This window comes from Sphingomonas sp. IC-11 (genome assembly GCF_021043365.1).
Lineage (GTDB): Bacteria > Pseudomonadota > Alphaproteobacteria > Sphingomonadales > Sphingomonadaceae > Sphingomonas.
In genome coordinates this window covers 537393-558802 of the sequence record NZ_JAJNDU010000001.1, presented here as the reverse complement: position 1 = coordinate 558802, position 21410 = coordinate 537393, and the positions used below count along the sequence as shown (strand labels likewise).

The window sequence follows — 21410 nt, the reverse complement described above, 5'->3', positions numbered from 1 at the left end:
GCCCCACCCGCATCGCGGATCAGCCTTCGCGATGATAAGGGTGATTGGCAAGGATAGAGGTGGCGCGGAATAGCTGCTCGGCCAGCATAGCGCGGGCTAGCATGTGCGGCCAGGTGGCGCGGCCGAACGACAACAGCAAGTCGGCCCCGGCACGCTCGGCATCGTCGAACCCGTCCGCAGCGCCGATCATGAAGCGCGTTTCGCGCACCCCGTCGTCGCGCCAGCGCTCGAGGATGCGGGCGAACTCCATGGAAGAGAGCACCTTGCCGGTTTCATCCAGCATGATCCGGCGGATGGCAGGCGCCACCTCCGGGATCTTGCCGCCGCGATCCGGCAACTCGGTCACACGAGTCGGCCATGAAATTCGCTTAAGGTAGCGGTCCACCAGCTCGGCCTCGGGCGAACGCCCGATCCGCCCGCGCGCCACAATGTGCAGGATCAGATCAGGCGTTCCCGGGGACCGGAGCAGCCGGCGCATCGCCGAACGACCACATGCGCTCCAGATTGTAGAACGAGCGGACTTCCGGGCGGAACAGGTGGACAATCACGTCGCCAGCGTCGATCAGCACCCAATCCGCAGTCGGCAGGCCCTCGATCCGCGGTGAGCGACCAGTCTCGCCCTTGATCTTCTCGGCCAGCTTGGTGGCCATGGACGCGACCTGACGCGTCGAACGGCCGCTGGCGATCACCATGTGATCGGCGATCGACGACTTTCCGGCGAGCGGGATAGAAATCGTGTCGGCGGCCTGATCGTCGTCCAGGCTGTCGAGGACAAGCTTATGCAATGCCGCGACGCTGTCAGCGTCCGACGATCGATAGGCGTTGGCGGAAACGGGCAAGTTCACTCCTGGGTGGAAGGTTTGGCTGCTGATATGGGAAGCGCATAGCGCTGATGCCAGGCAGGATTTGCGGCGCGAAGCTGCGTCGCGGATCTCGGGTCAGGGCGGAAACGTAACAGCACCAGGGCTGGAACACTCCACTCGGTCCAGTTCTTCGCCTGGCGTGCGGGCCTCTGGAAGCGCCGCAGCCAACCCATCGCGGGTGCCGCGCGGGCAGCAGCATCATAGCCTGGTCGTGCGATCACCGCAATCGGAACCGTACGTGCGATCTGCCGCCACTCGCGCCAGCGATGAAACTGGCCAAGATTATCCGCACCCATCACCCAGAGGAAGCGGTGCCTGGGATAGCGGCGGACGAGTGCCGCCAATGTGTCCACGGTATATCGTGTACCCAGTCTCGCCTCGATGTCGGTCGGGCGAATACGAGCAGCACGGGCCACGCGGCGTGCCGAGGCGAGTCGCGCCGCAAGTGGCGCCATACCGGCTGCGGGCTTCAGCGGATTGCCCGGCGACACCAGCCACCACATTTCATCGAGGTCCAACGCCTCGATTGCCGCCAGACTAATCGCGCGGTGGCCGCCGTGCGCCGGATTGAATGATCCACCGAGCAGACCGATGCGATGTGGGCGACGAGTCACCGGTAAGCGACTGCCGCCGCGGATGCGGCGGCCCTTGCCCACTCCGTCGCCCGAAAGCTGTTCAGGGCTCCACACCGTGGCGCACGCAGCATCATTCGCCACTGTGGTCCAATAGCTGCCGGGACAAGCCCGGCGCGACGGACGGACGCCGGGGTCCGTTGGCGAAAATCAGAAGCTCTGCTCAGCATAAACCCTGGACAGATCGCCGCCCCACGCGCCGTGGTAGCGATCGAGAAGTTGCTCGGCGGGCACTTTGCCGAGACGCACGATCTCCCGCAGCGGATCGAGATAGCCGGTCTCATTGTCGCCAGCGCTGTTCAGTCTCGCCCGCGCAGCCAGCCCGCCGCTGGCGATGTCCAGCACCTCACCCGCAATGTCGCGCAACGTGCCCCTGCCCGGCACCGGCGCATCCAGGCCCAGGCGGGGCGCAGCATCGCGCAGCGCCTGCCGCTCATCGAGCGTCCAGTGCTTCACCAGATCCCAGGCGGCGTCGAGCGCGCCCTGATCATAGAGCAGCCCAACCCAAAAAGCAGGCAGCGCACAGATACGGTTCCACGGGCCACCATCCGCGCCGCGCATCTCAAGGAACGTCTTGAGCCGCACTTCGGGGAAAGCGGTGGACAAATGATCGTTCCAGTCGTCCAGCGTCGGCAGTTCGCCGGGCGCGACCGAAAGCTTGCCCTTCAGGAAGTCGCGAAACGAAAGTCCAGCGGCATCGATATACTGGCCATCGCGATAAACGAAGTACATCGGCACATCGAGCATATACTCGGTGTAACGTTCATAGCCGAAGCCATCCTCGAACACGAACGGCAGCATGCCAGTCCGGGCGGGATCGGTGTCCGACCAGATGTGGCTTCGATAACTGAGATAGCCGTTGGGCTTTCCCTCAGTGAACGGTGAGTTGGCAAACAGCGCGGTTGCCAGCGGCTGAAGCGCCAGGCCGACGCGGAATTTCTGCGCCATGTCCGCTTCGCTCGCATAATCCAGGTTCACTTGGATCGTGCAGGTGCGCAGCATCATATCGAGGCCCATGCTGCCCACCCGCGGCATATGACGCAGCATGATGGCATAGCGGCCCTTGGGCATGATCGGCAGCTCGGCCCGCGTCTTGTCCGGCCACATGCCAAGACCGAGGAAGCCGATGCCCAGCTTCTCGCCCGCGGCCTTCACCTGATCCAGATGACGCCCAGTCTCCGCGCACGTCTCATGCAGGTTCTCGAGCGGCGCGCCGGACAGCTCGAACTGGCCGGCGGGCTCCAGGCTGACTGACCCATCGGCGCCAGTCAGCGCGATCAACTTGCCGTTTTCCTCGACCGGTCGCCAGCCGTGCTGCTGCAACTCGGTAAGCAACGCCCGAATGCCGCCCGTCTCGTCCCAGCTGGGCGCATGATGATCATTCCGGGCATAGACGAACTTCTCATGCTCGGTGCCGATCCGCCACCGTTCCTTCGGCTTCTCGCCACGCGCAAAACTGGCAATCAGCTGGTCGCGCGACTCGATAACAGGCGAGTTGCTGTCTGAAACGGTTTTGGTCGTCATGGCGCGGCCTTAATGGGGGATTGCTGACGGTGCTAGATGCTCCGGCAGCGGTCACCCTTCACCAGTCGCCGGCGTTTGCCATCCAGATTGCCACCGCGGCTGCAGCGGCGGTATCGGCACGCAGAATCCGCGGCCCCAGCCCCATGCCCACCGCCTGCGGCAAGGCGCGGATTGCCTCGCGCTCGGCCTCGTCGAACCCGCCTTCCGGCCCGATCAGAATGGCCGCCGGACCGGGCTTCATCACCTCGCGCGCGGGCGCCCCACCAAGCTCATCGGCGAAATACAGGGAGCGCTCAACGGGCCAGCCGCGCAGCAGCGCCGGAAGCTTCAATGGCTCGGTCACCATCGGCAACGCGGTACGTCCGCATTGCTCCGCCGCCTCGATCATATGGGCGCGCAGCCGTTCTACTTTGGGACGATCCACGACCGTTCGGTGCGTGATGACAGGGACGAGACGGGCGACGCCTAGCTCGCACGCCTTCTCCGCCATCCAGTCTACCCGCCCTTTCTTCAACGGCGCCGCGACCAGCCACAGGTCGGGCACCGCTTCACGCGCCGCCAGCTGCTCCGTAACGTCCAGCGCAACATCGCGCCGGCTCGTAGCGGCCACGACTGCCAACCACTCGCCCGTTATGTCATCGAACAGCCGCACGGGGTCGCCCGCCCTCACGCGCATCACGCTGGCGAGATAATGCGCCTGAGGTCCTTCGATCCGCAGCGGGCCGGCCGCCAATGGCTGATCCACGAACAAGCGGGGGGTCGACCGCGGCGGCCAGGCAGGAGTGGCTATCATCAGCGCGGGCCCTTACGCCGCCCACGTGCGATCAGCCAGCGGGCGATGAGGAACAGGATCAGCCCGGCAAATGCAACAAGCAGCACGATTCCCGTCACCACCCCCGCCACGCGGAGGATAGCGTAGAACAGCGCCTCTACGAAGCGGCCGATGGCGACGGACAGGTGAATCATTCAGCGCACGCGTCGCCAAGTCTGTGATTTGCAGCCGAAGTTTCCAAACAGGCAGCCGGTGCCGACGATCGTATCGCGATCAACCTGCTCAATCGTGCCGTCGAAAGTCTGTCCGATGTCCGGCACATAGACCTCGCCGTACCACAATCCATCCTCTCCCTCGCGGAAGTCGTGGAACAATTGGGTGCCGACGAGTTGATCCGTGCCGCCCGCCGCCGCGTCCGCCTTGGCCTTGGCGGACGCCTGAATTACGGTGCCGCAAAGCCCCCGGCCGCAACGGGCAACCTTGATCCGCACGCTATCGGCGGCATTGCGCCAGGTGCCTTCCCACCCGCTTGCGCGCTGTGCACTGGCCGGCATCGCAACAAGCACGAGGGCGGCAGCTAGGGAAACGCGCATCACTGACATAGCCTTTGCTTAACTCCGCTGGTGTCAAATGCTTCCCGATCCCACCACCTGCGCGGTCTAACCGCGCCTCGGGGAGAAAGGCCTCACCGCAGCTTGTAACAAAGCGCTGTGGCGAAACCACGGCAGCGGCGGTACGCAGGACGGGTGACGACCGCTCCAGACATTACGCCGGACAGCGAGCACCGCGGCCTCGTCGCCGCCCTGCCGGCCAGCATTCGCCCGTTTGCCTTGCTCGCCCGCTTCGATCGACCGATTGGCTGGTGGCTGCTGTTCTGGCCGGGTGCGTGGGCGGTCGCTCTGGCAGGCGGCGCGATCGCGCGCTGGCCGCTGGTCTGCTGGCTTCTGCTCGGCAGCATTGCGATGCGCGGCGCGGGCTGCGTCTACAACGACATCGTGGATCGTGACCTGGATGCAAGCGTCTCACGCACGCGCTCCCGCCCGATTGCGTCGGGCGCCGTATCGGTGAAGGCCGCGTGGCTCTGGCTATCTATCCTCTGCCTCATCGGCCTTCTGGTGCTGCTCCAATTGCGCGTGGATACCGCGATCCTTGCCGTCGCGAGCCTTGTTCTCGTTGCCGCTTATCCCTTCATGAAGCGGATCACCTGGTGGCCGCAGGCTTGGCTCGGCCTCGTCTTCTCCTGGGCGGCGCTGGTCGGCTGGCTCGAAATCTGGGGCACTCTCACTCTGCCCGGCCTCCTGCTCTATGCGGGATCGATCTTCTGGGTGATCGGCTATGACACCATTTATGCATTGCAGGACCGCGAAGATGACGCGCTGATCGGGGTGCGATCCTCCGCCCTGCGGATGGGTCGCCATGTCCGCGCTGGCACCGGCATCTGCTACGGCTCCGCCTTGCTGCTGTGGGCGAGTGCATTGTGGCTGCATCGCCCCGATCCGCTCGTCTGGCTGGCGCTTCTTCCGACCGCGCTGCACTTGCTCTGGCAAGTTATGACCCTCCGTCCGAACGACGGAGCCGGCGCGCTCGCTCGCTTTCGCGCGAACCGCTTCACCGGGCTGCTGATGTTCCTTGCCTGCCTGGTCGTGGGCACACCACTCTAACGCCCGGCTCCATTTCTCGGCCGGTCTCCGGCTTTGGCCGGCGCCAACCCGAAGTTGCACTCTAGCAACCGAAGCGTACCCCTCCTAAGTCGCTTCCATGCTGACTCCGACCCAGGCGCAAGAGCGCGCCGCAGACATCGTCGCCCGCGCCAGGAAGGCCGGGGTCGACGCCGCAGATGCCGTTTTCGCTGCTGACGCTTCCACCGAAATATCCGTTCGCCTTGGGAAGCTGGAGGATGTCGGCCGCTCCGAAAGCGAGGATCTGGGTCTGCGGGTCTTTATCGGACAGCGCTCGGCCACTGTCTCCACATCCGACCTCTCTTCCGAAGCGCTGGACGCGCTGGTCGAGCGGGCCGTGGCGATGGCGCGTGAGGCACCCGAGGACAAGTGGGCCGGGCTCGCACCACAGGATCGCCTGATGCACGGTGCCCCGCCCCTTCTGGATCTCGACGACGGCGGCGAAGTTTCTCCTGCCGACCTTCGCGAAGCCGCGCTAGCGGTTGAGGAAGCAGCTCGCGCGGTTCGCGGCGTCACCAACAGCGAGGGCGGCGGCGCAAGCGCGTCGCGAAGCGTGTGGGCGCTCGCCACCAGCCACGGTTTCGCGGGGGGCTATGCCACTACCGGATATGGCATTTCGGCGAGCGTGATTGCCGGCGAGGGTAGCGGCATGCAGCGCGACTACGGCTTCCACTCGGCGCGGCACCGCGATCGGCTGGATTCGCCAGAGACGGTCGGCACGCAGGCTGGCGAACGCGCCGTCGCCCGCCTGAACCCGGCTCGAATGGAAAGTGCCGCATTGCCGGTGGTGTTCGACCCGCGGGTCGGGTCGGGGCTGCTCGGACATCTCACCGGCGCCATTTCCGGCCAGGCGATCGCCCGGCGCACGTCCTTCCTGCTCGAATCACTGGGCAGTGCCGTATTCGCGCGCGGCATCGCCATCTCGGACGATCCGCATCGCCCTCACGGCCTTCGCTCGCGCCCTTTCGATGGCGAGGGCCTGCCGGTGTCGCCCTGCGCCGTGGTGGAGGATGGCGTTCTGCAGACCTGGCTGCTTGACAGCGCGTCGGCACGGCAACTGGGGATGTCCCCCACCGGACACGCCGCGCGTGGCGTAGGTGGTGCGCCCGGCGTCACTACCAGCAACTTCTACATGCACGCTGGCCACGTCCCCGTGGCGACATTGATCGGCGACATCGTTCGGGGCGTGTACGTCACCGAGCTGATCGGACAGGGCGTCAATGGCGTCACCGGCGATTACAGCCGCGGCGCGGCCGGTTTCCTGATCGAGAATGGTGAGATCACCTCGCCGGTCGCCGAGTTCACGATCGCAGGCAATCTCAAGGACATGTTCGCTAATCTCACCCCCGCGAACGATCTTGAATTCCGCTACGGGACGAACGTACCGACCGTGCGGATTGATGGGATGACCGTCGCCGGTGGATGACTTGGCGCAATCGGTTGCGGATATCGCGCGTGAGGCGGGGCAACTCGCCATGGCGCGGTTCCGCACTGATTTTGCCCGGTGGGAAAAGGTGCCGGGTAACCCGGTCTGCGAGGTTGATCTTGCCGTTGACAGGATGCTGCGGGAACGACTGTCCGTGCTCCTGCCCGATGCCGGCTGGCTATCCGAAGAAACCGCGGACAATCCCGATCGCCTGGCTCACCGCCGGATCTGGGTGGTCGACCCAATCGATGGGACGCGGGACTATATTCGCGGTCGAGCCGGTTGGGCCGTGTCAGTCGCCCTGGTTGAGGACGGGCGCCCGGTAATCGGCGTACTCGATGCACCCGTGCGCGACGAAGTGTGGCAGGCCAGCGCCGGGCGCGGAGCAACACTGAACGGGCGACCGCTCGTCGCCAGCCGCCGCGACGAATTCGCGGGCGCACGCGTACCCACCGATGCACTGCCGAAGGCAGATCGCGATCTGACGATGGTTGAAAAGCCCAACTCCATCGCACTGCGCATGGCCATGGTCGCGGACGACCGTGCCGATCTGGTCGCCACGCTGCGCTGGGGCAACGAATGGGACATCGCGGCTGCAGCCCTGATTGCGACGGAAGCAGGCGGCATGGTTACCGATGCGCTAGGCGCGGATCTTGCTTTCAATAAGCCCGATCCTTGCGCCTTTGGAGTGATCACCAGCAGCCGCGGCATTCACCCGGCTGCGCTGGAGAGACTATCAGCGCGCGCGCAGTCGGTGCTGGGGCCGCCGAAGAGCTCCTGAAGAGCCTGTGCATGTATCAGGGGCGCAAGTCACCATCAGTCGCGCCCATGGCCTGGTCGCGTGTCCGGGTTGCCGTGATGGGTACAAACCCGACGGCCGGCCCGATCGTCGCGAAGCGGTGGCGCCGGCAAGAACCGGCGCCGTCCCTCATTTCTGGCAGGCGACCACCGTCGCGATGACGCTCAGCGTATCCTGTGGATCACGAACGCGGACGGTATCCAGCCCCAGTTCCTTCGCGGGATAGTCGTTCCCGCCGGGGAAGATGGCATCGCCTACGAACATCATCGCGTCGAGCGGAATGCCGCTCTCGTCACGCAAACGCTTCAGGCCATACGCCTTGTCCACACCTTCTTGCGTGATATCGATCGACGTGGCGCCGCCCATGTTGATCGACAGACCCGGCAGCCGCTTCTTCAGATCGGCCTGGATCACCTTGCGCTTGGCGAAGTCCGGATCCCACACTTCCTTCGCGTGGATAGGCGCCTGCTGCCCCAGAGCCGAAAAAGTGATCTGGCTGCCACGATCCTCGATCCGTTCGCCCCAGGTCTGCTCCGGAACGAAGCCCGTGGCCTCCAGCGATTCATCGAAAGCCTTGAGGATCTTCTGCTTCTGCTCGTCCGAAAACAGCTCCGCATAGACGGTGCCCCATTGACCGTCCCGAAAAGTGTACAACTTCGTACCCGTGGTCGGCATCAGCCAAAGCTTCGATCGGTCGGCACGCTCCGGCAGCCGCGACGCAACCTGCTTGTCGAATTGGGGCCAGTCCCCGCCCGAAATTACCGCGACGTGAGCGACCGTCAGCAAGTCTGCGAGCGCGTCACCCATGTCGGGCTGAATCGCCTGCTTGCTCTCCGCGAGCGTACCATCGAGATCGAACGCCACCAGTTGCTTCACATCATTCTCCCCAAAATGAACTTGTCGATAGCATGGGCAACGCCGTCGGCGTCATTAGCCAGCGTGACGTCGGCCGCTTTGGCCTTCACATCGTCTGGAGCATTGCCCATCGCGATTGCGCGGCCCGCGCGGCCGAACATCGCCAGATCATTCGCCTGATCCCCGATTGCGATCGTGCGGTCGAGCGGCACGGCAAGCGCGTGGGCAAGCCGCGCGATACCATCCCCCTTGTTGGCCGTCGTCGCCGTGATATCGAGGTAATAGGTCTGTGATTTCACAATTGTCGCCTGACCATCATGCGTGGCAAGGATGCGATCGCGCAGATCATCGAGCACCGCGGTGTCGTCGCAGACGAAGGTGATCTTGTCGGCACGGTTCAGCAGATCCGCAAAGCCGCCGCAAATTGTCGGTTCCTGACCGGAGGCGATGCGTTCGCTTGGCACATGCGGCCCGCTGGCCGACGTGGCGAACCATTGATCGTCGGCGAACACCCAAATGTCGACGGGCACCTGGCGCGCAAGATCCAGTGCGCCGCGGGCGACGGCCTCATCGACGAAGTGGCGGCACAGAATCTCGCCATCGCGCCGAAAGACAAGGCCGCCGTTGAACGCGCCCATCGGCACGTCCAGCGAAAGCTGGTCCGCGAGTGACAGGAGCCCCGACATCGGCCTCGCACTGATCATCGTGAAGCCGAAACCGGCCTCGCGCAGGCGCTTCACGGCCTCAATCGTACCAGGGGTCAGCCTCTTCTCCTTGTCGACCAGCGTGCCGTCGACATCGCTGATGACAAGCGTCACTGATGCACCCTCACTGCGGAATTTCGACGTGGCCGCCGAAGCCATAACGCATGGCTGATAGCAGCTTGTCCCCGAACATCTCGTCGATACGGCTGCGGTAGCGCGCGAACAGCGCCGTCGTGAGCACGGCGACGGGCGTCGCCTGTTCCATCGCCGCCTCGATCGTCCAGCGCCCTTCGCCGGAGTCCGCCACCTTGCCCGAGAATTGTTCCAGCTTCTGATCCTGGGCCAGCGCAGATGCCGTGAGATCGAGCAGCCAGGATGAGATCACCGAACCGCGGCGCCACACCTCGGAAATCTCGGCCAGGTTGAAATCGAATCTTTCGTCCTCAGGCAGATGCGGAACGTTGCGTCCCCACAAGACATCGAAGCCCTCAGCGTAAGCCTGCATGAGGCCATATTCGATCCCGTTGTGCACCATCTTAACGAAGTGCCCGGCACCAGCGCGGCCGGCGTGAATATAGCCTTTCTCCGCCCGCGGATCGCAAGCGTCCCCCCGGTTGGGCGTACGTGGCACACTGCCAAGACCAGGGGCCAACGTGTCAAAGATCGGATCCAGCAGGTCGACGGTTTCCTTGTCGCCGCCGATCATCATGCAATAGCCGCGTTCAAGCCCCCAGACACCGCCGGACGTCCCGACGTCCACATAGTGCACGCCCTTCTCGGAAAGCATCTTGGCGCGGCGGACGTCATCCTTCCAGAAGGTGTTACCGCCATCGATGATGATATCGCCCGCGGCACACTCACCGCCACACAGCGCCTCAATCGTCTCCTCGGTCGGCGCGCCAGCGGGCAGCATGACCCAGAAGATTGCCGGGGTGTCGAGCTTGCTCTTCATATCGGCCAGCGACTCTGCCGCCACCGCACCTTCGCTGCCCAGACCGGCAACAGCATCGGTGTTGCGATCCCATACGACCACCTCGTGGCCTCCGCGCATCAAGCGACGCGCGATGTTGCCGCCCATGCGGCCGAGGCCGATGATGCCGATCTTCATACTGTCAGGCTCCACGTGATTTTGCCGGTTGGGCCAAACCCACCGAAAAGCGCAAGCCGAGCCACGTGGCCCTTTGCACGCCTTTCGCCGGGTTCATCGCGAACGGTGGAGGACAGGTTTCCGTTCCGCAGGCCGATCAAGCCTCCGCGGGATGCTTGGCCTGGATAGAGCCGAGCAGGTCATCGAAAGACTTGCTGAACGATGCCACGCCCTCTTCCACCAACCGTTCTGTGACCTCGGCAAGATCAAGCCCGAGCCGCTCGACGTCGGCCAGGATTTGGCGGGCGCCCTCAACGTCTTCGGTTAGCGTGACCCGAGCGGTTCCGCGCTCGCGGAACGCGTCCAGGGTCTTCGGCGGCATGGTGTTGACCGTGTCAGGGCCGATCAGCGTGTCGACGTAGAGGGTATCCGGATAGTCCGGGTTCTTCGTTCCGGTCGAGGCCCACAGCAGCCGCTGCGGCTGCGCGCCCTTGGCAGCGAGCGCCTGCCAGCGGTCCGAGGCGATGAACTCCTGATACCAGGCATAGGCGAGCTTCGCGTTTGCGATTGCCACCTTGCCCTTCAGCGCCTTCGCTTCCTCGCCGCCCGTGCCGGCGTCGATCTTCTTGTCGATCTCATTGTCGATACGGCTGATGAAGAAGCTGGCAACGCTGGCGATCCGGTCGATCGGCTGCCCGCGCTGAACGCGCTGCTCCAGCCCCTCAACATAGGCCATCGCCACGGCCTGGTACGCCTGCTGGGAGAACAGCAACGTGACGTTGACATTGATCCCGTTGGCGATGGTGGCGGCAATCGCAGGCACGCCGGCCGGCGTCCCCGGGATCTTGATCATCAGGTTGGGACGATCGACTGCCTTCCACAGCTTTTCGGCCTCGGCGATCGTACCATCGGTATCGTTGGCGAGATAGGGCGAGACCTCAAGGCTGACGTAGCCATCCTTGCCGTTCAGCCGATCATAGACCGGGCGAAGCGTCTCTGCGGCGGCCTTGATGTCCTGGATGGCAAGATGTTCGTACCGGTCCATTGCCGGCGCGCCGGGGTTCGCCTTGTCAAACGCCGCGAGCGTGCCGTCATAAGCAGTGCCCTCGCCCATGGCCTTCTGGAAAATGGTGGGATTGGAGGTCACGCCGGTCACGCCATCCTCGGCCACCAGCTTCTCCAGCCCGCCTTCCTCGAGGAACTTGCGGTCCACGAAGTCGAGCCATACCGCTTGGCCTGCGTTCGCGAGATCGTTGAGCTTGCCCATCTGTCCTGTCTCCGTCCGTTCGTGTCGAGCGAAGTCGAGACACGTTGGCGTGTAGCAACGCCGGCCCGTCCGGTCCCGGTCCTAGACTTCGCTCGGACCGGACGGGGGTGTCATTACCAGTTAGGCAGCCATGACCTCTTTCGCCACCTTCACCACGTTATCGGCGGTGAAGCCGAATTTGTCGGCAAGCTTGGCGATCGGCGCCGAGGCACCGAAGGTGGACATGGTGATGGTCTTGCCGGCAAGGCCGACGTAACGCTCCCAGCCAATCTCGCCGGCCATCTCGATCGCGACGCGAGCGGTCACCGCCTTGGGCAGCACGCTTTCCTTGTACGCGTCGCTCTGCTTCTCGAAGCGGTACCAACTGGGGATGGAGACGACACGGCTCTTCACCCCGTCGGCGAGCAGCTTTTCGTGCGCCTCAAGCGCAAGGCTGACTTCACTGCCCGTCGCCAGCAGGATCACGTCCGGCGTACCATCGCTGTCGGCGAGAACATAGCCGCCCTGCTTCACGCCATCCGCGCTGGCGTACTTGGAACGGTCCAGCGTGGGCAATGCCTGGCGCGAGAGCACGAGCGCGGCGGGCTGCTTCGGCGTTTCCACGATCGCGCGCCATGCAGCCGCGACCTCATTCGCGTCGGCGGGCCGGATCATGTCGAGGCCCGGCGTCGCGCGCATCATGGCCAGCATCTCGATCGGCTGGTGCGTCGGGCCGTCCTCGCCCACGCCGATCGAGTCGTGCGTGAAGATCCAGGTGGTGCCGAGCTCCATCAGCGCCGAAAGGCGGACCGGTGGGCGCATGTAATCGAGGAAGACGAGGAAGGTGCTGCCGTAGGAACGCAACCCCGACAGCGCCATGCCGACCGCGACCGAGCCCATGGCGTGTTCGCGCACGCCGAAGTGGAAGTTGCGCCCCGCATAATCGCTGGGCAAGAAGCTCGCCTCGCCCTTGATGTCGGTCTTCGTCGACGGCGCGAGATCCGCCGAGCCGCCGATCAGCCACGGCATCTTCTTGGCGATCGCGTTCAGCACCTTGCCACCGGCATCGCGGCTGGCGAGGCCCTTGGGATCAGCGTCGAAGGTCGGGATATCAGCGTCCCAGCCCTCCGGCAGCGTGCCGGTGATAATGGCATCGACTTCCTTGGCGAGTTCGGGATGCTCGGCGCGGTACTTCTGGAGCATCGCGTCCCACGCCTCGCGCAGCGGCACGCCGCGGCTGGCGACGGCCTGCTCGAAGGATTCCTGCACGCCTTCCGGCACATAGAAGTTCTTGTCCGTCGGCCAGCCATAGGCTTCCTTGGTCAGGCGGACATTCTCTTCGCCCAAGGCTTCGCCGTGCGCCTTCTCGCTACCGGCGCGCGGAGAGCCCCAGCCGATCACGGACTTCACGATGATAAGCGTCGGCTTGTCGGTGGTGGCGCGGAACTGCTCGAACGCCCTGGTGAGCGCGGGAACGTCGTTGGCGTCATCCACGTGGATGACGTTCCAGTGATACGCCTCGAAGCGCTTGCCGACATCCTCGTTGAACGCCAGGTCGGTGTCGCCCTCGATCGAGATTTGGTTGCTGTCGTAGATCCAGCAGAGGTTCGAGAGCTTCAGATGGCCCGCGAGGCTGGCGGCTTCCGAAGCGACGCCTTCCATCATGTCACCGTCACCGCACAGCGCGTAGACGTCGTGGTCAAACAGGGTGAAGCCGGGCTTGTTGTAGCGCGCCGCCATCCAGCGTTCCGCGATCGCCATACCGACCGAATTGCCGCAGCCCTGGCCGAGCGGGCCGGTGGTCGTCTCGACGCCGACCGTGTGGCTGTATTCCGGATGGCCCGGCGTCTTGGAGCCGAGCTGGCGGAACTGCTTGATATCCTCAAGGCTGACCGCGGGGGCGCCATCGGGCTGCTTCACGCCGGCGAGGTGCAGCAGCGAATAAAGCAGCATGGAGGCGTGGCCAACCGACAGGACGAAGCGGTCGCGGTTGGGCCAGTTCGCCTGCGCAGGATCGTAGCGCAGGAACTTAGTCCAAAGCGTATGGCCTACCGGCGCGAGGGCCATCGGCGTTCCGGGGTGGCCCGAATTGGCTGCCTGCACCGCATCCATCGACAGCGTACGGATCGTGTCGATCTCAAGTCGCTCGGACGTGCCGTCCTCATGAACGTTCGCGGGATTGGCGGTGTCGGTCATCGGGGGCCTCGCTGATGTGGGATCGAACGTCCGGGCCAATGCCCGGTTGCCGAGTCGCGGCCCCTCTAGTCGCTCCGTTCGTCGCGTTCCAGTCGCGCAACGGTACCGCGTGCTGCGATATAGGCCGCATCCACCTCGTCCAGAAACAATCCATGGCCAAGCACGCCCGGGATCGACATGATCTGCGCCGCCAGCGCGCGCGGATCGGCCATGGATTGGAAGCGGCAGTCTGCCACGAGATTTTCGTTGTCGGTTCGGTAGTCCGGTCGGATGCTCACTGCCGCGCCGAGCGCAGCAAGCTTTGTCACAACAAAGCTACGCGCGAAGGGTAGCACTTCCACCGGGAGTTTCGCGGCACCGATCCTTGCCACCCGCTTGGAGCCATCGGCGATCACGATGAAGCGCCGCGCCGCCGCTGCGACAGCCTTCTCCCGCAGCATGGCGCCGCCCGCGCCCTTGATAGCCCAGAAGCGCTCGTCAATTTCGTCGGTGCCATCAATGGCGATGTCCACTGCCGGGCAGTCCGCAAAGTCGATGACCTCAATCCCTGCGGACTGAGCCGCCCGCGCCGTCGCCTTACTCGTCGCAACCGCCTGCACTTTAAGCCCGGTCGCAACCCGATGCGCGAGCGCCGAAATGGCAAAGGCCGCGGTCGATCCGGTGCCGAGGCCGACGGTCATCCCGTCCCGAACCTCCGCCACCGCAGCTTCCGCGGCCAGCCTCTTGTCATCCTCGGCGCTCACGCCCTGCTATAACGCAGGTGGAGCGCCGAAGGGTCAACGGCGTGTCAGGCGTACTTCTGCTCTTCCCACCACGGGAAGAAGTCCGGCATCGCCTCGGACACCTTGTCCGGATACACCGGCGTGCGCTTTTCGAGGAAGGAGGTGACGCCTTCCTTCGCATCGCCTGAGCGGCCGCGCGAGAGGATCGCGCGGCTGTCGATCTTATGCGCATCCATCGGGTGGCTCATGCCGAGGCCGCGCCACAGCATCTGGCGGGTGAGCGCGACCGACACGGGCGCGGTGTTGTCGGCGATCTCGCGGGCAAGGGCGTTGGCGACGGCGAGCAGCTCGCCGCCCGGCACCACCTGCTTCACGAGACGGCCATTCAGCGCCTCCTGCGCATCGAAGACGCGGCCCGAGAAGCACCATTCCAGCGCCTGGTTGATGCCGACGACGCGCGGCAAGAAGAAGCTGGACGCGGCCTCCGGGACGATGCCGCGGCGGGCGAAGACGAAGCCAAAGCGCGCGGTGTCGCTGGCGATGCGGATGTCCATCGGCAGCTGCATGGTGGAGCCGATGCCGACCGCGGGGCCGTTCACCGCCGCAATCACCGGCTTCAGGCATTCGAAGATCCGCAGCGTCAGCCGGCCGCCGCCGTCACGCGCCTCCTCCATCTCATAGGTGAGGCCGCCCTGGCCGCTGCCGTGATCGGGCCGATCGGTGCGATTGTCATAGTCGAAGGTCTTGGCGCCCGCCGACAGATCCGCGCCGGCGCAGAAGGCGCGGCCGGCGCCCGTCACGATGACGCAGCGCACGTCGTCATCGGAATCGATCTTGTCGAACGCGTCGATCATCTCGGCCATCATCGTGCCGGTGAATGCGTTGAGCTTTTCCGGCCGGTTCAGCGTGATCGTCGCGATACCGTCCTTCACGTCATAGATGATCTGCTCGTACGCCAAGCTGCCTCTCCTTACTTGCGCCGCCCCTCCGGCAGCTTCGTCGATGACCATAACATTATTTATGGTGGCACAGGCAAGCGAGTCGCATCGGGGCAGAAGCCGTAGCGGCATTTTCGAAGGTGCGGTTCGCCGATACGGCCCCTGTAGAACGGCAAATTCCATACTGCGGTTCACAAGGGTTGCGAGGCTGGCGCCCTCGCGCCTACAGGTGCGCTGCACCCGCGAACGGGATGAGGAAGCCAAGGGGAGTCTTCGTGAACGCAGACGAGATGAAGGCCGCGATCGGCAAGGAAAGCGTGTCCGAATGGGTCGAAGTGACCCAGGAGATGATCAACAAGTTCGCCGACGCGACCGGTGACCACCAGTTCATCCACATCGACCCGGAACGCGCCAAGCAGACGCCGTTCGGCACCACCATCGCGCACGGCTTCCTGACGCTGTCGCTGCTGCCTTTGCTGTCGGCCAAGAACCCGGACATGCCGCGGCTCGACGGCGTGAAGATGGGCGTCAATTACGGCGGCAACAAAGTCCGCTTCCTCGCGCCGGTTCCGTCGGGATCGCGCGTGCGCGGCCGTTCGAAGCTGACCGAATTCGACGAGAAGCGCCCGGGCCAGTACCAGTTCACCACCGAGACCACGATCGAGATCGAAGGCAGCGAAAAGCCGGCGATGATCGCGGAGTGGATCACCCAGGTCTTCACCTGATATCTTCCTGACCGCCGCCCTCCCCAGGGAGCGCCGCCCGCAGCCGCGGGCGGACCGGCCACCAACCTTACCCAAGGACAACAACCATGCGTTCCGCCGTCATCGTCTCCACCGCCCGTACGCCGATCGGCCGGGCCTATCGTGGCGCGTTCAACAACACGCTGTCGCCGACGCTCGCCAGCCATGCGATTAAGGCCGCCGTCGAGCGCGCCGGGATCGACGGCGGTGAGATCCAGGACGTCGTGATGGGGGCCGCGCTCCAGCAGGGCGCGCAGGCGACCAACATTGCGCGCACCTCGCTGCTGCGCGCCGGCCTTCCCACCTCGGTCTCGGGCATGTCGCTCGACCGCCAGTGCGCATCGGGCCTGATGGCGATCGCGACTGCCGCGAAGCAGATCGTGGTCGACAACATGGACGTGACGCTGGGCGGCGGCGTCGATTCCATTAGCATCGTCCAGACGCCGCAGATGCGCGTGCAGCCGGACCCCGAACTGGTCGCGATGCACAAGGACATCTACATGCCGATGCTGCAGACCGCCGAAGTGGTCGCCAAGCGCTATGGCATCAGCCGCGACGCGCAGGACGAATATGGCTTCCAGTCGCAGCAGCGCACCGCCGCCGCGCAGGCCGCCGGCAAGTTCGATGACGAGATCATCCCCGTCACCGCCAACATGGCGATCACCGACAAGGAGACCAAGGAAGTCTCCTACAAGGAAGTGACGCTGGCGAAGGACGAGGGCAACCGCCCGGACACCACGCTGGAGGGCCTGAAGTCGCTGAAGCCGGTGCTTGGCCCCGATCTCAACATCACCGCCGGCAACGCCTCGCAGCTGTCGGACGGTGCATCGGCCAGCGTGCTGATGGAAGAGAAGCTGGCCGAGAAGAAGGGCTTGACCCCGCTGGGCCGCTATGTCGGCATGGCCGTCGCCGGGACCGAGCCGGACGAGATGGGCATCGGCCCGGTCTTCGCGATCCCCAAGCTGCTCGAACGCTTCAACCTGAAGATGGACGATATCGGCCTGTGGGAGCTGAACGAGGCGTTCGCGGTGCAGGTGCTCTACTGCCGTGACAAGCTGGGCATCCCCAACGACCTGCTGAACGTGAACGGCGGCGCGATCTCGATCGGCCACCCCTATGGCATGTCGGGCGCGCGCATGACCGGCCACGCGCTGATCGAAGGCAAGCGTCGCGGTGCGAAGTATGTCGTGATCACGATGTGCGTCGGCGGCGGCATGGGCGCAGCGGGCCTGTTCGAGGTTCTCTGATCCGGAGTTTTTAGCGGGGCGCTCGTGCCCCGCCGGCAACGGCTAACTTATTGAGAATGGCTCCGCACGCACCAGCGTCCGGGGCCATTTTCGTTTCCTTCGCCATCGTTCACGATCACTCGCCAGCGGTGACGCTCATTAACCCAACGCAACCAACCCACGCCGCTCACGTTCTCCCGGTAAATCCAAAGCAGGAGACGATGAGATGGCCAATCACGACAGCCCGCAGGAAGTCGCAGAGACTTTTCTTCGCAAGGTGGAAGAAAGTCCGTTCGTGATGATCGGGCTGATGGATGGTGAGCATTCGGAGCCGATGAACGTCAAACTTGACGAGTCCCAGCCGAACACCTTGTTCATCTTCTCCGCTCACGACAATCGCATCGCGAAGGGTGGCAAGGCCATGGCTCAATTCGTGGGCAAAGGTCACGATTTCTTCGCCTGCCTTGCAGGTCGGGTGTCGCAGGAGACGGACCAGGCCACGTTTGACCGCCTTTGGGACAATCGGGTCGAGGCGTGGTTCCCGAACGGCAAGGCTGATGCTCGCCTCAACCGTTTCGACGTCACTTCGGCTGAGCTGTGGGAGACCGATGTTGCGCTGAGCGGCAGGTTGAAGATGCTATTCGGCGGCACGATCGATGCATCGGAGTCGTCAAGTCACGCGAAGGTCGGCTCGATCGCCTGATCGGCCGACGCGGGGCTTCTAGCCGACGATCGGCGGAAGCCCCGACCTGACCGGCCGAGTAGCTAGTCTTCGAGCGTTGCTGGCAGCGATCGCAAAGCGTTGCTCCAAGCAAGCAAGACTAACCTTGCGCCTCGGCTCGGGCAGGTTCACGTTGAGCGCCGCGTCAATCGTGCGCGGCAATCCACGCTTCTACAACAGGCGCAATCCTGTCGCGCCACTTCGACCCGTTGAAGATGCCATAGTGGCCGACGCCCTCGGCCATGTAATAGCGCTTCATGTCCGCGGGCAGATTGCTTGCGAGCGTCAACGCCGCCTTGGTCTGACCAAGCCCCGAAATGTCGTCTCGCTCCCCTTCGACGGCGAGGATGGCAATATCGGTGATCGCGTCCGGGTCCACCGGAACACCGCGGTGGGTCATCGCTCCTCTGGGCAGCGCATGACGCTGAAAAACCTGGTCGATCGTTTGCAGGTAGTATTCCGCCGTCATGTCACAGACCGAGCGATATTCGTCGTAGAACTCCTTGGTCGCGTCGGCGCTTTGACCGTCGCCACGGACGAGATGTTTGAACATCTCCCAATGGCTCATCATGTGATTGCCCAAGTTCATCGACATGAAGCCGGTGAGCTGCAGAAAGCCAGGATATACGCGTCGCCCCGCGCCGGGGTACATGGCCGGCACCGTCGCGATCACATTCTGCTCAAACCAAGCATGCGGTCGCTCGGTTGCCAACTGGTTGACCGCGGTAGGTGCCTCGCGGGTATCCACGGGACCGCCCATCATGGTCAGCGTCCGTGGTCGGCATGGATGCTGCTGGGCACTCATCAGGCAAGCAGCGGCGTAGGACGGTACTGATGGCTGGCAGACAGCCAGCATATGCGCACCGGGACCGATCGCCTCGAGGAACTCGACGAGATAATCGATATAGTCGTCGAGGTCGAAGCTGCCTTCCGCGAGTGGCACGAGCTTCGCGTCCGCCCAATCGGTGATGTACACGTCGGCAAAGGGCAGCATCCGCTCGACCGTCCCTCGCAGCAGCGTTGCAAAGTGCCCCGACATCGGCGCCACGATCAGCAGCCGCGGGCCGCCCTCGACACCGTCGCGCACGAACCGCTTCAGCTGACCGAAGGGCTTGCGAAGAACGACTTCCTCGCGCACCGCGACATCCCGCCCATCAATCAGAACATGCTCGAGCGCAAAGTTCGGCTTTCCACGCGGTGCCGCAGCATGCGCGAACACCTCAAGCGCAGAGCCCATGATCTGTCCGCCGCCGAAATAGGCGAAGGGGTTTGCCGGGTTTTGCAACATGCCCGCGCCAAAATTGGCCATTGCACTTGCCGTTGCTAGCAGTGAGCGCTGGAACTCATAGGCATCGTAGAGCATCGGGTATCCTGTAGCGCAGGAAGGCACTGGCACCATATAAGTATTGTGCACCTGCACAATCAGGGGCGCTGCCGATTGCCTTGAGACGGTGGCGATTGAGCCACACCTCGGGCGCTGCTAGGTGCCCCCGCATGGCCAGCAACGCGGCGGTGGAGCCGCCCTCAACGCGCCGGATCGGCAATCTCGCTCTCGTCTGGCGCCACGCCAAGCGCTACCCTGGGCAGATCGCTGCCGCCTGGACCGCGCTCGCGATCACGTCGGCGGCGACGATCGCCATCCCCTATAGCTTCAAGCGAGTGATAGACCGGGGGTTTACGGCAAATGCTGGCGAAGCAGTCGCCGGCGCCTTTCACTACATGCTGATGATCGTCGCCGTGCTAGCGATCGGCACCGCCGTACGCTTCTACTTCGTGTCTTGGCTGGGCGAGCGAGTCGTTGCCGACATCCGCACCAGCGTGCAGCGCCACCTGCTCACACTGAGCCCCAGGTTCTTCGAGGAGAACCGTCCCTCTGAAATCGCCAGCCGGATGACGGCGGATACGGCACAGATCGAGATGGTGGTGGGGACCACCGTATCGGTGGCCCTTCGCAACGCCTTCACCGGCATAGGCGGTCTGGTCTACCTGTTTGCCATATCGCCGAAACTTGCCGGCCTGTTGTGCCTCGGCATTCCGCTGGTGATCCTGCCGATCATGTTGCTTGGTCGAAAGGTGCGCAACTACTCGCGGGCCTCGCAGGATCGAGTTGCAGACGTCGGCGCCATGGTGACCGAAACATTGGGCGCGATGAAGATCGTTCAGGCGTTCGGCCAGGAGCGCCGTGAAGCCCAGCGCTTCGCCGGAGCGGTCGAGGCAACGATGGCGGCCGCTGAGCGGCGTATCCTGTTACGCGCCGTGATGACCGCAATCGTCATCGGCCTGGTCTTCGGCTCGATCACCCTGGTCTTGTGGGAGGGAGCAACGGACGTTGCCGCGGGCCGGCTCTCCGGCGGGTCGATCGCTGCATTCGTGCTGACCGGTGGCATCGTGGCAGGCGCCTTTGGCGCGCTGACAGAGGTATATGGCGAGCTGCTGCGCGGTGCCGGTGCGGCTGGCCGGCTGGCGGAGCTCATGTCCGAAACGCCGGATATCGCTGCCCCTGCCCGCCCCATGTCGCTTGTCGAGCTTGCCCGCGGCGAGGTGACGTTCGAGCATGTCGAGTTCCGTTATCCCTCGCGCCCGGACACGGCCGCGCTGCACGATTTCTCACTCCGAGTAGCGCCGGGAGAAACGGTGGCTCTGGTGGGACCGTCCGGCGCAGGCAAGACGACATTGTTCCAGCTTCTTCAGCGCTTCTACGATCCCGCGGAAGGCCGGCTGACGATCGACGGCGTGAACCTTCGCGACGCCGATCCGGCCGCCGTGCGAGCGCGCATCGCTATGGTGCCACAGGAAACGGTGATCTTCGCCGCGTCTGCCCGAGACAATCTGCGCTACGGCCGCTGGGAGGCCGATGACGATGCGTTATGGGCCGCTGCCGAGGCTGCGAACGCCGCCAAGTTCCTTCGCGAGCTGCCGGAGGGGCTCGATACGTTCCTTGGCGAGGGCGGCGCCCGGCTGTCGGGTGGTCAACGCCAGCGCGTGGCAATCGCCCGCGCACTGTTGCGCGACGCTCCGATTCTGCTGCTAGACGAGGCGACCAGCGCCCTCGACGCCGAAAGCGAGCGCCTGGTGCAGGAAGCCCTGGAGCGGCTGATGGCGGATCGCACCACGCTGGTCATCGCCCATCGCCTGGCCACCGTACGCGCGGCCAACCGAATCGTGGTAATGGATGGCGGGAGGATCGTCGAACAGGGCGACCACGCGGCGCTGATGGCGCGCAGCGGGCTCTATGCCCGCTTGGCGAGCCTTCAGTTCAGCGAAGCGGCATAGCAGG

Annotated in this window: 21 protein-coding genes and 1 pseudogene; 7 read left to right on the top strand and 15 right to left on the bottom strand. The window is 64.5% G+C overall.

All coding sequences use genetic code 11. The annotated features are described in order from the left end of the window. Positions 1-19: 19 nt before the first annotated feature. The 7 genes from LQ954_RS02595 to LQ954_RS02565 form a co-directional block, all read right to left on the bottom strand. Positions 20-442: a 23S rRNA (pseudouridine(1915)-N(3))-methyltransferase RlmH gene (locus LQ954_RS02595; protein WP_227771100.1), complete on the bottom strand. Its 423-nt coding sequence runs from the start codon at positions 440-442 to the stop codon at positions 20-22. A gap of 1 nt (position 443) precedes the next feature. Beyond that, positions 444-839, bottom strand: a complete 396-nt coding sequence (gene rsfS / locus LQ954_RS02590; protein WP_231021820.1) for a ribosome silencing factor — start codon at positions 837-839, stop codon at positions 444-446. Positions 840-841: 2 nt separating this feature from the next. Next, complete coding sequence (locus tag LQ954_RS02585) at positions 842-1477, bottom strand: nicotinate-nucleotide adenylyltransferase (protein WP_231022704.1); 636 nt, start codon at positions 1475-1477, stop codon at positions 842-844. Positions 1478-1645: 168 nt separating this feature from the next. Next, positions 1646-3019, bottom strand: a complete 1374-nt coding sequence (locus LQ954_RS02580; RefSeq protein ID WP_231021817.1) for a glutamate--cysteine ligase — start codon at positions 3017-3019, stop codon at positions 1646-1648. Between the two features lie 58 nt (positions 3020-3077). Next, the gene (locus tag LQ954_RS02575; RefSeq protein ID WP_231021815.1) at positions 3078-3812 is read right to left on the bottom strand and encodes a 16S rRNA (uracil(1498)-N(3))-methyltransferase; all 735 of its coding nucleotides are present in this window, start codon (positions 3810-3812) and stop codon (positions 3078-3080) included. Further along, the gene (locus tag LQ954_RS02570) at positions 3812-3985 is read right to left on the bottom strand and encodes a hypothetical protein (protein ID WP_227770991.1); all 174 of its coding nucleotides are present in this window, start codon (positions 3983-3985) and stop codon (positions 3812-3814) included. The genes LQ954_RS02575 and LQ954_RS02570 overlap by 1 nt, the downstream gene beginning before the upstream one ends. Beyond that, positions 3986-4384: a DUF2147 domain-containing protein gene (locus LQ954_RS02565; RefSeq protein ID WP_227770992.1), complete on the bottom strand. Its 399-nt coding sequence runs from the start codon at positions 4382-4384 to the stop codon at positions 3986-3988. Between the two features lie 153 nt (positions 4385-4537). On the opposite strand from LQ954_RS02565, the gene ubiA reads away from it, so the two are divergent. The 3 genes from ubiA to LQ954_RS02550 all read left to right on the top strand — a co-directional run bounded on the left by ubiA (position 4538) and on the right by LQ954_RS02550 (position 7677). After that, positions 4538-5452 (top strand): 4-hydroxybenzoate octaprenyltransferase, encoded by a 915-nt coding sequence (gene ubiA, locus LQ954_RS02560; RefSeq protein WP_231021813.1) that lies wholly within the window; start codon positions 4538-4540, stop codon positions 5450-5452. A gap of 97 nt (positions 5453-5549) precedes the next feature. Next, positions 5550-6896 carry a TldD/PmbA family protein gene (locus tag LQ954_RS02555; protein WP_231021811.1) on the top strand — a complete coding sequence of 449 codons (1347 nt, stop codon included), beginning with the start codon at positions 5550-5552 and terminating at the stop codon, positions 6894-6896. Beyond that, positions 6889-7677: a 3'(2'),5'-bisphosphate nucleotidase CysQ gene (locus LQ954_RS02550; RefSeq protein ID WP_330999930.1), complete on the top strand. Its 789-nt coding sequence runs from the start codon at positions 6889-6891 to the stop codon at positions 7675-7677. The genes LQ954_RS02555 and LQ954_RS02550 overlap by 8 nt, the downstream gene beginning before the upstream one ends. Positions 7678-7824: 147 nt before the next feature. Here the strand turns inward: LQ954_RS02550 and LQ954_RS02545 are convergent, their stop codons facing one another. From LQ954_RS02545 to LQ954_RS02515, 7 genes and pseudogenes are all read right to left on the bottom strand, one after another. Next, positions 7825-8571 carry an HAD-IIB family hydrolase gene (locus LQ954_RS02545; RefSeq protein WP_231021810.1) on the bottom strand — a complete coding sequence of 249 codons (747 nt, stop codon included), beginning with the start codon at positions 8569-8571 and terminating at the stop codon, positions 7825-7827. Then, entirely contained in the window at positions 8568-9368 is an 801-nt protein-coding gene (locus LQ954_RS02540) for a Cof-type HAD-IIB family hydrolase (protein ID WP_231021808.1), read from the bottom strand. Before LQ954_RS02540 ends, LQ954_RS02545 begins: the two co-directional genes overlap by 4 nt. 10 nt (positions 9369-9378) lie before the next feature. Then, positions 9379-10395: pseudogene (gene gnd, locus LQ954_RS02535) on the bottom strand (phosphogluconate dehydrogenase (NAD(+)-dependent, decarboxylating)); the annotation flags it as partial. A gap of 103 nt (positions 10396-10498) precedes the next feature. Continuing rightward, positions 10499-11608: a transaldolase gene (gene tal / locus LQ954_RS02530; protein WP_227770998.1), complete on the bottom strand. Its 1110-nt coding sequence runs from the start codon at positions 11606-11608 to the stop codon at positions 10499-10501. Between the two features lie 120 nt (positions 11609-11728). Further along, positions 11729-13783 (bottom strand): transketolase, encoded by a 2055-nt coding sequence (gene tkt / locus LQ954_RS02525; RefSeq protein ID WP_231021801.1) that lies wholly within the window; start codon positions 13781-13783, stop codon positions 11729-11731. A 65-nt stretch (positions 13784-13848) separates the two neighbouring features. Then, complete coding sequence (gene rpiA, locus LQ954_RS02520; RefSeq protein ID WP_330999929.1) at positions 13849-14526, bottom strand: ribose-5-phosphate isomerase RpiA; 678 nt, start codon at positions 14524-14526, stop codon at positions 13849-13851. A gap of 44 nt (positions 14527-14570) precedes the next feature. Next, entirely contained in the window at positions 14571-15464 is an 894-nt protein-coding gene (locus LQ954_RS02515) for a crotonase/enoyl-CoA hydratase family protein (protein WP_231021800.1), read from the bottom strand. A gap of 269 nt (positions 15465-15733) precedes the next feature. Between LQ954_RS02515 and LQ954_RS02510 the strand changes: the two genes are divergently transcribed. From LQ954_RS02510 to LQ954_RS02500, 3 genes are all read left to right on the top strand, one after another. Then, positions 15734-16168, top strand: coding sequence for a MaoC family dehydratase (locus LQ954_RS02510; protein WP_227771102.1), 435 nt, complete (start codon positions 15734-15736; stop codon positions 16166-16168). Between the two features lie 86 nt (positions 16169-16254). After that, a complete protein-coding gene (locus LQ954_RS02505; RefSeq protein ID WP_231021799.1) occupies positions 16255-17433 on the top strand; it encodes an acetyl-CoA C-acyltransferase in 1179 nt (392 codons plus the stop codon). A 205-nt stretch (positions 17434-17638) separates the two neighbouring features. Next, positions 17639-18115 (top strand): pyridoxamine 5'-phosphate oxidase family protein, encoded by a 477-nt coding sequence (locus LQ954_RS02500; RefSeq protein WP_231021798.1) that lies wholly within the window; start codon positions 17639-17641, stop codon positions 18113-18115. 163 nt (positions 18116-18278) lie between these two features. Here LQ954_RS02500 and LQ954_RS02495 read toward each other — a convergent pair whose 3' ends face one another. Next, positions 18279-19496 carry a polyhydroxyalkanoate depolymerase gene (locus LQ954_RS02495; RefSeq protein WP_231021797.1) on the bottom strand — a complete coding sequence of 406 codons (1218 nt, stop codon included), beginning with the start codon at positions 19494-19496 and terminating at the stop codon, positions 18279-18281. 131 nt (positions 19497-19627) lie between these two features. Here LQ954_RS02495 and LQ954_RS02490 point away from each other — a divergent pair, with 131 nt between their 5' ends. Continuing rightward, the gene (locus tag LQ954_RS02490) at positions 19628-21406 is read left to right on the top strand and encodes an ABC transporter transmembrane domain-containing protein (protein ID WP_231021796.1); all 1779 of its coding nucleotides are present in this window, start codon (positions 19628-19630) and stop codon (positions 21404-21406) included. The last annotated feature ends 4 nt before the right edge of the window (positions 21407-21410 follow it).

Excerpts from the sequence above, each read along its gene's own strand:
- LQ954_RS02570 (WP_227770991.1), bottom strand. The coding sequence starts at position 3,985 with ATGATTCACCTGTCCGTCGCCATCGGCCGCTTCGTAGAGGCGCTGTTC.
- LQ954_RS02510 (WP_227771102.1), top strand. The coding sequence starts at position 15,734 with ATGAAGGCCGCGATCGGCAAGGAAAGCGTGTCCGAATGGGTCGAAGTG.
- LQ954_RS02505 (WP_231021799.1), top strand. The coding sequence starts at position 16,255 with ATGCGTTCCGCCGTCATCGTCTCCACCGCCCGTACGCCGATCGGCCGG.
- LQ954_RS02565 (WP_227770992.1), bottom strand. The coding sequence starts at position 4,384 with ATGCGCGTTTCCCTAGCTGCCGCCCTCGTGCTTGTTGCGATGCCGGCC.
- tal (WP_227770998.1), bottom strand. The coding sequence starts at position 11,608 with ATGGGCAAGCTCAACGATCTCGCGAACGCAGGCCAAGCGGTATGGCTC.
- LQ954_RS02555 (WP_231021811.1), top strand. The coding sequence starts at position 5,550 with ATGCTGACTCCGACCCAGGCGCAAGAGCGCGCCGCAGACATCGTCGCC.
- LQ954_RS02490 (WP_231021796.1), top strand. The coding sequence starts at position 19,628 with ATGGCCAGCAACGCGGCGGTGGAGCCGCCCTCAACGCGCCGGATCGGC.
- LQ954_RS02580 (WP_231021817.1), bottom strand. The coding sequence starts at position 3,019 with ATGACGACCAAAACCGTTTCAGACAGCAACTCGCCTGTTATCGAGTCG.
- LQ954_RS02575 (WP_231021815.1), bottom strand. The coding sequence starts at position 3,812 with ATGATAGCCACTCCTGCCTGGCCGCCGCGGTCGACCCCCCGCTTGTTC.
- LQ954_RS02495 (WP_231021797.1), bottom strand. The coding sequence starts at position 19,496 with ATGCTCTACGATGCCTATGAGTTCCAGCGCTCACTGCTAGCAACGGCA.
- LQ954_RS02500 (WP_231021798.1), top strand. The coding sequence starts at position 17,639 with ATGGCCAATCACGACAGCCCGCAGGAAGTCGCAGAGACTTTTCTTCGC.
- tkt (WP_231021801.1), bottom strand. The coding sequence starts at position 13,783 with ATGACCGACACCGCCAATCCCGCGAACGTTCATGAGGACGGCACGTCC.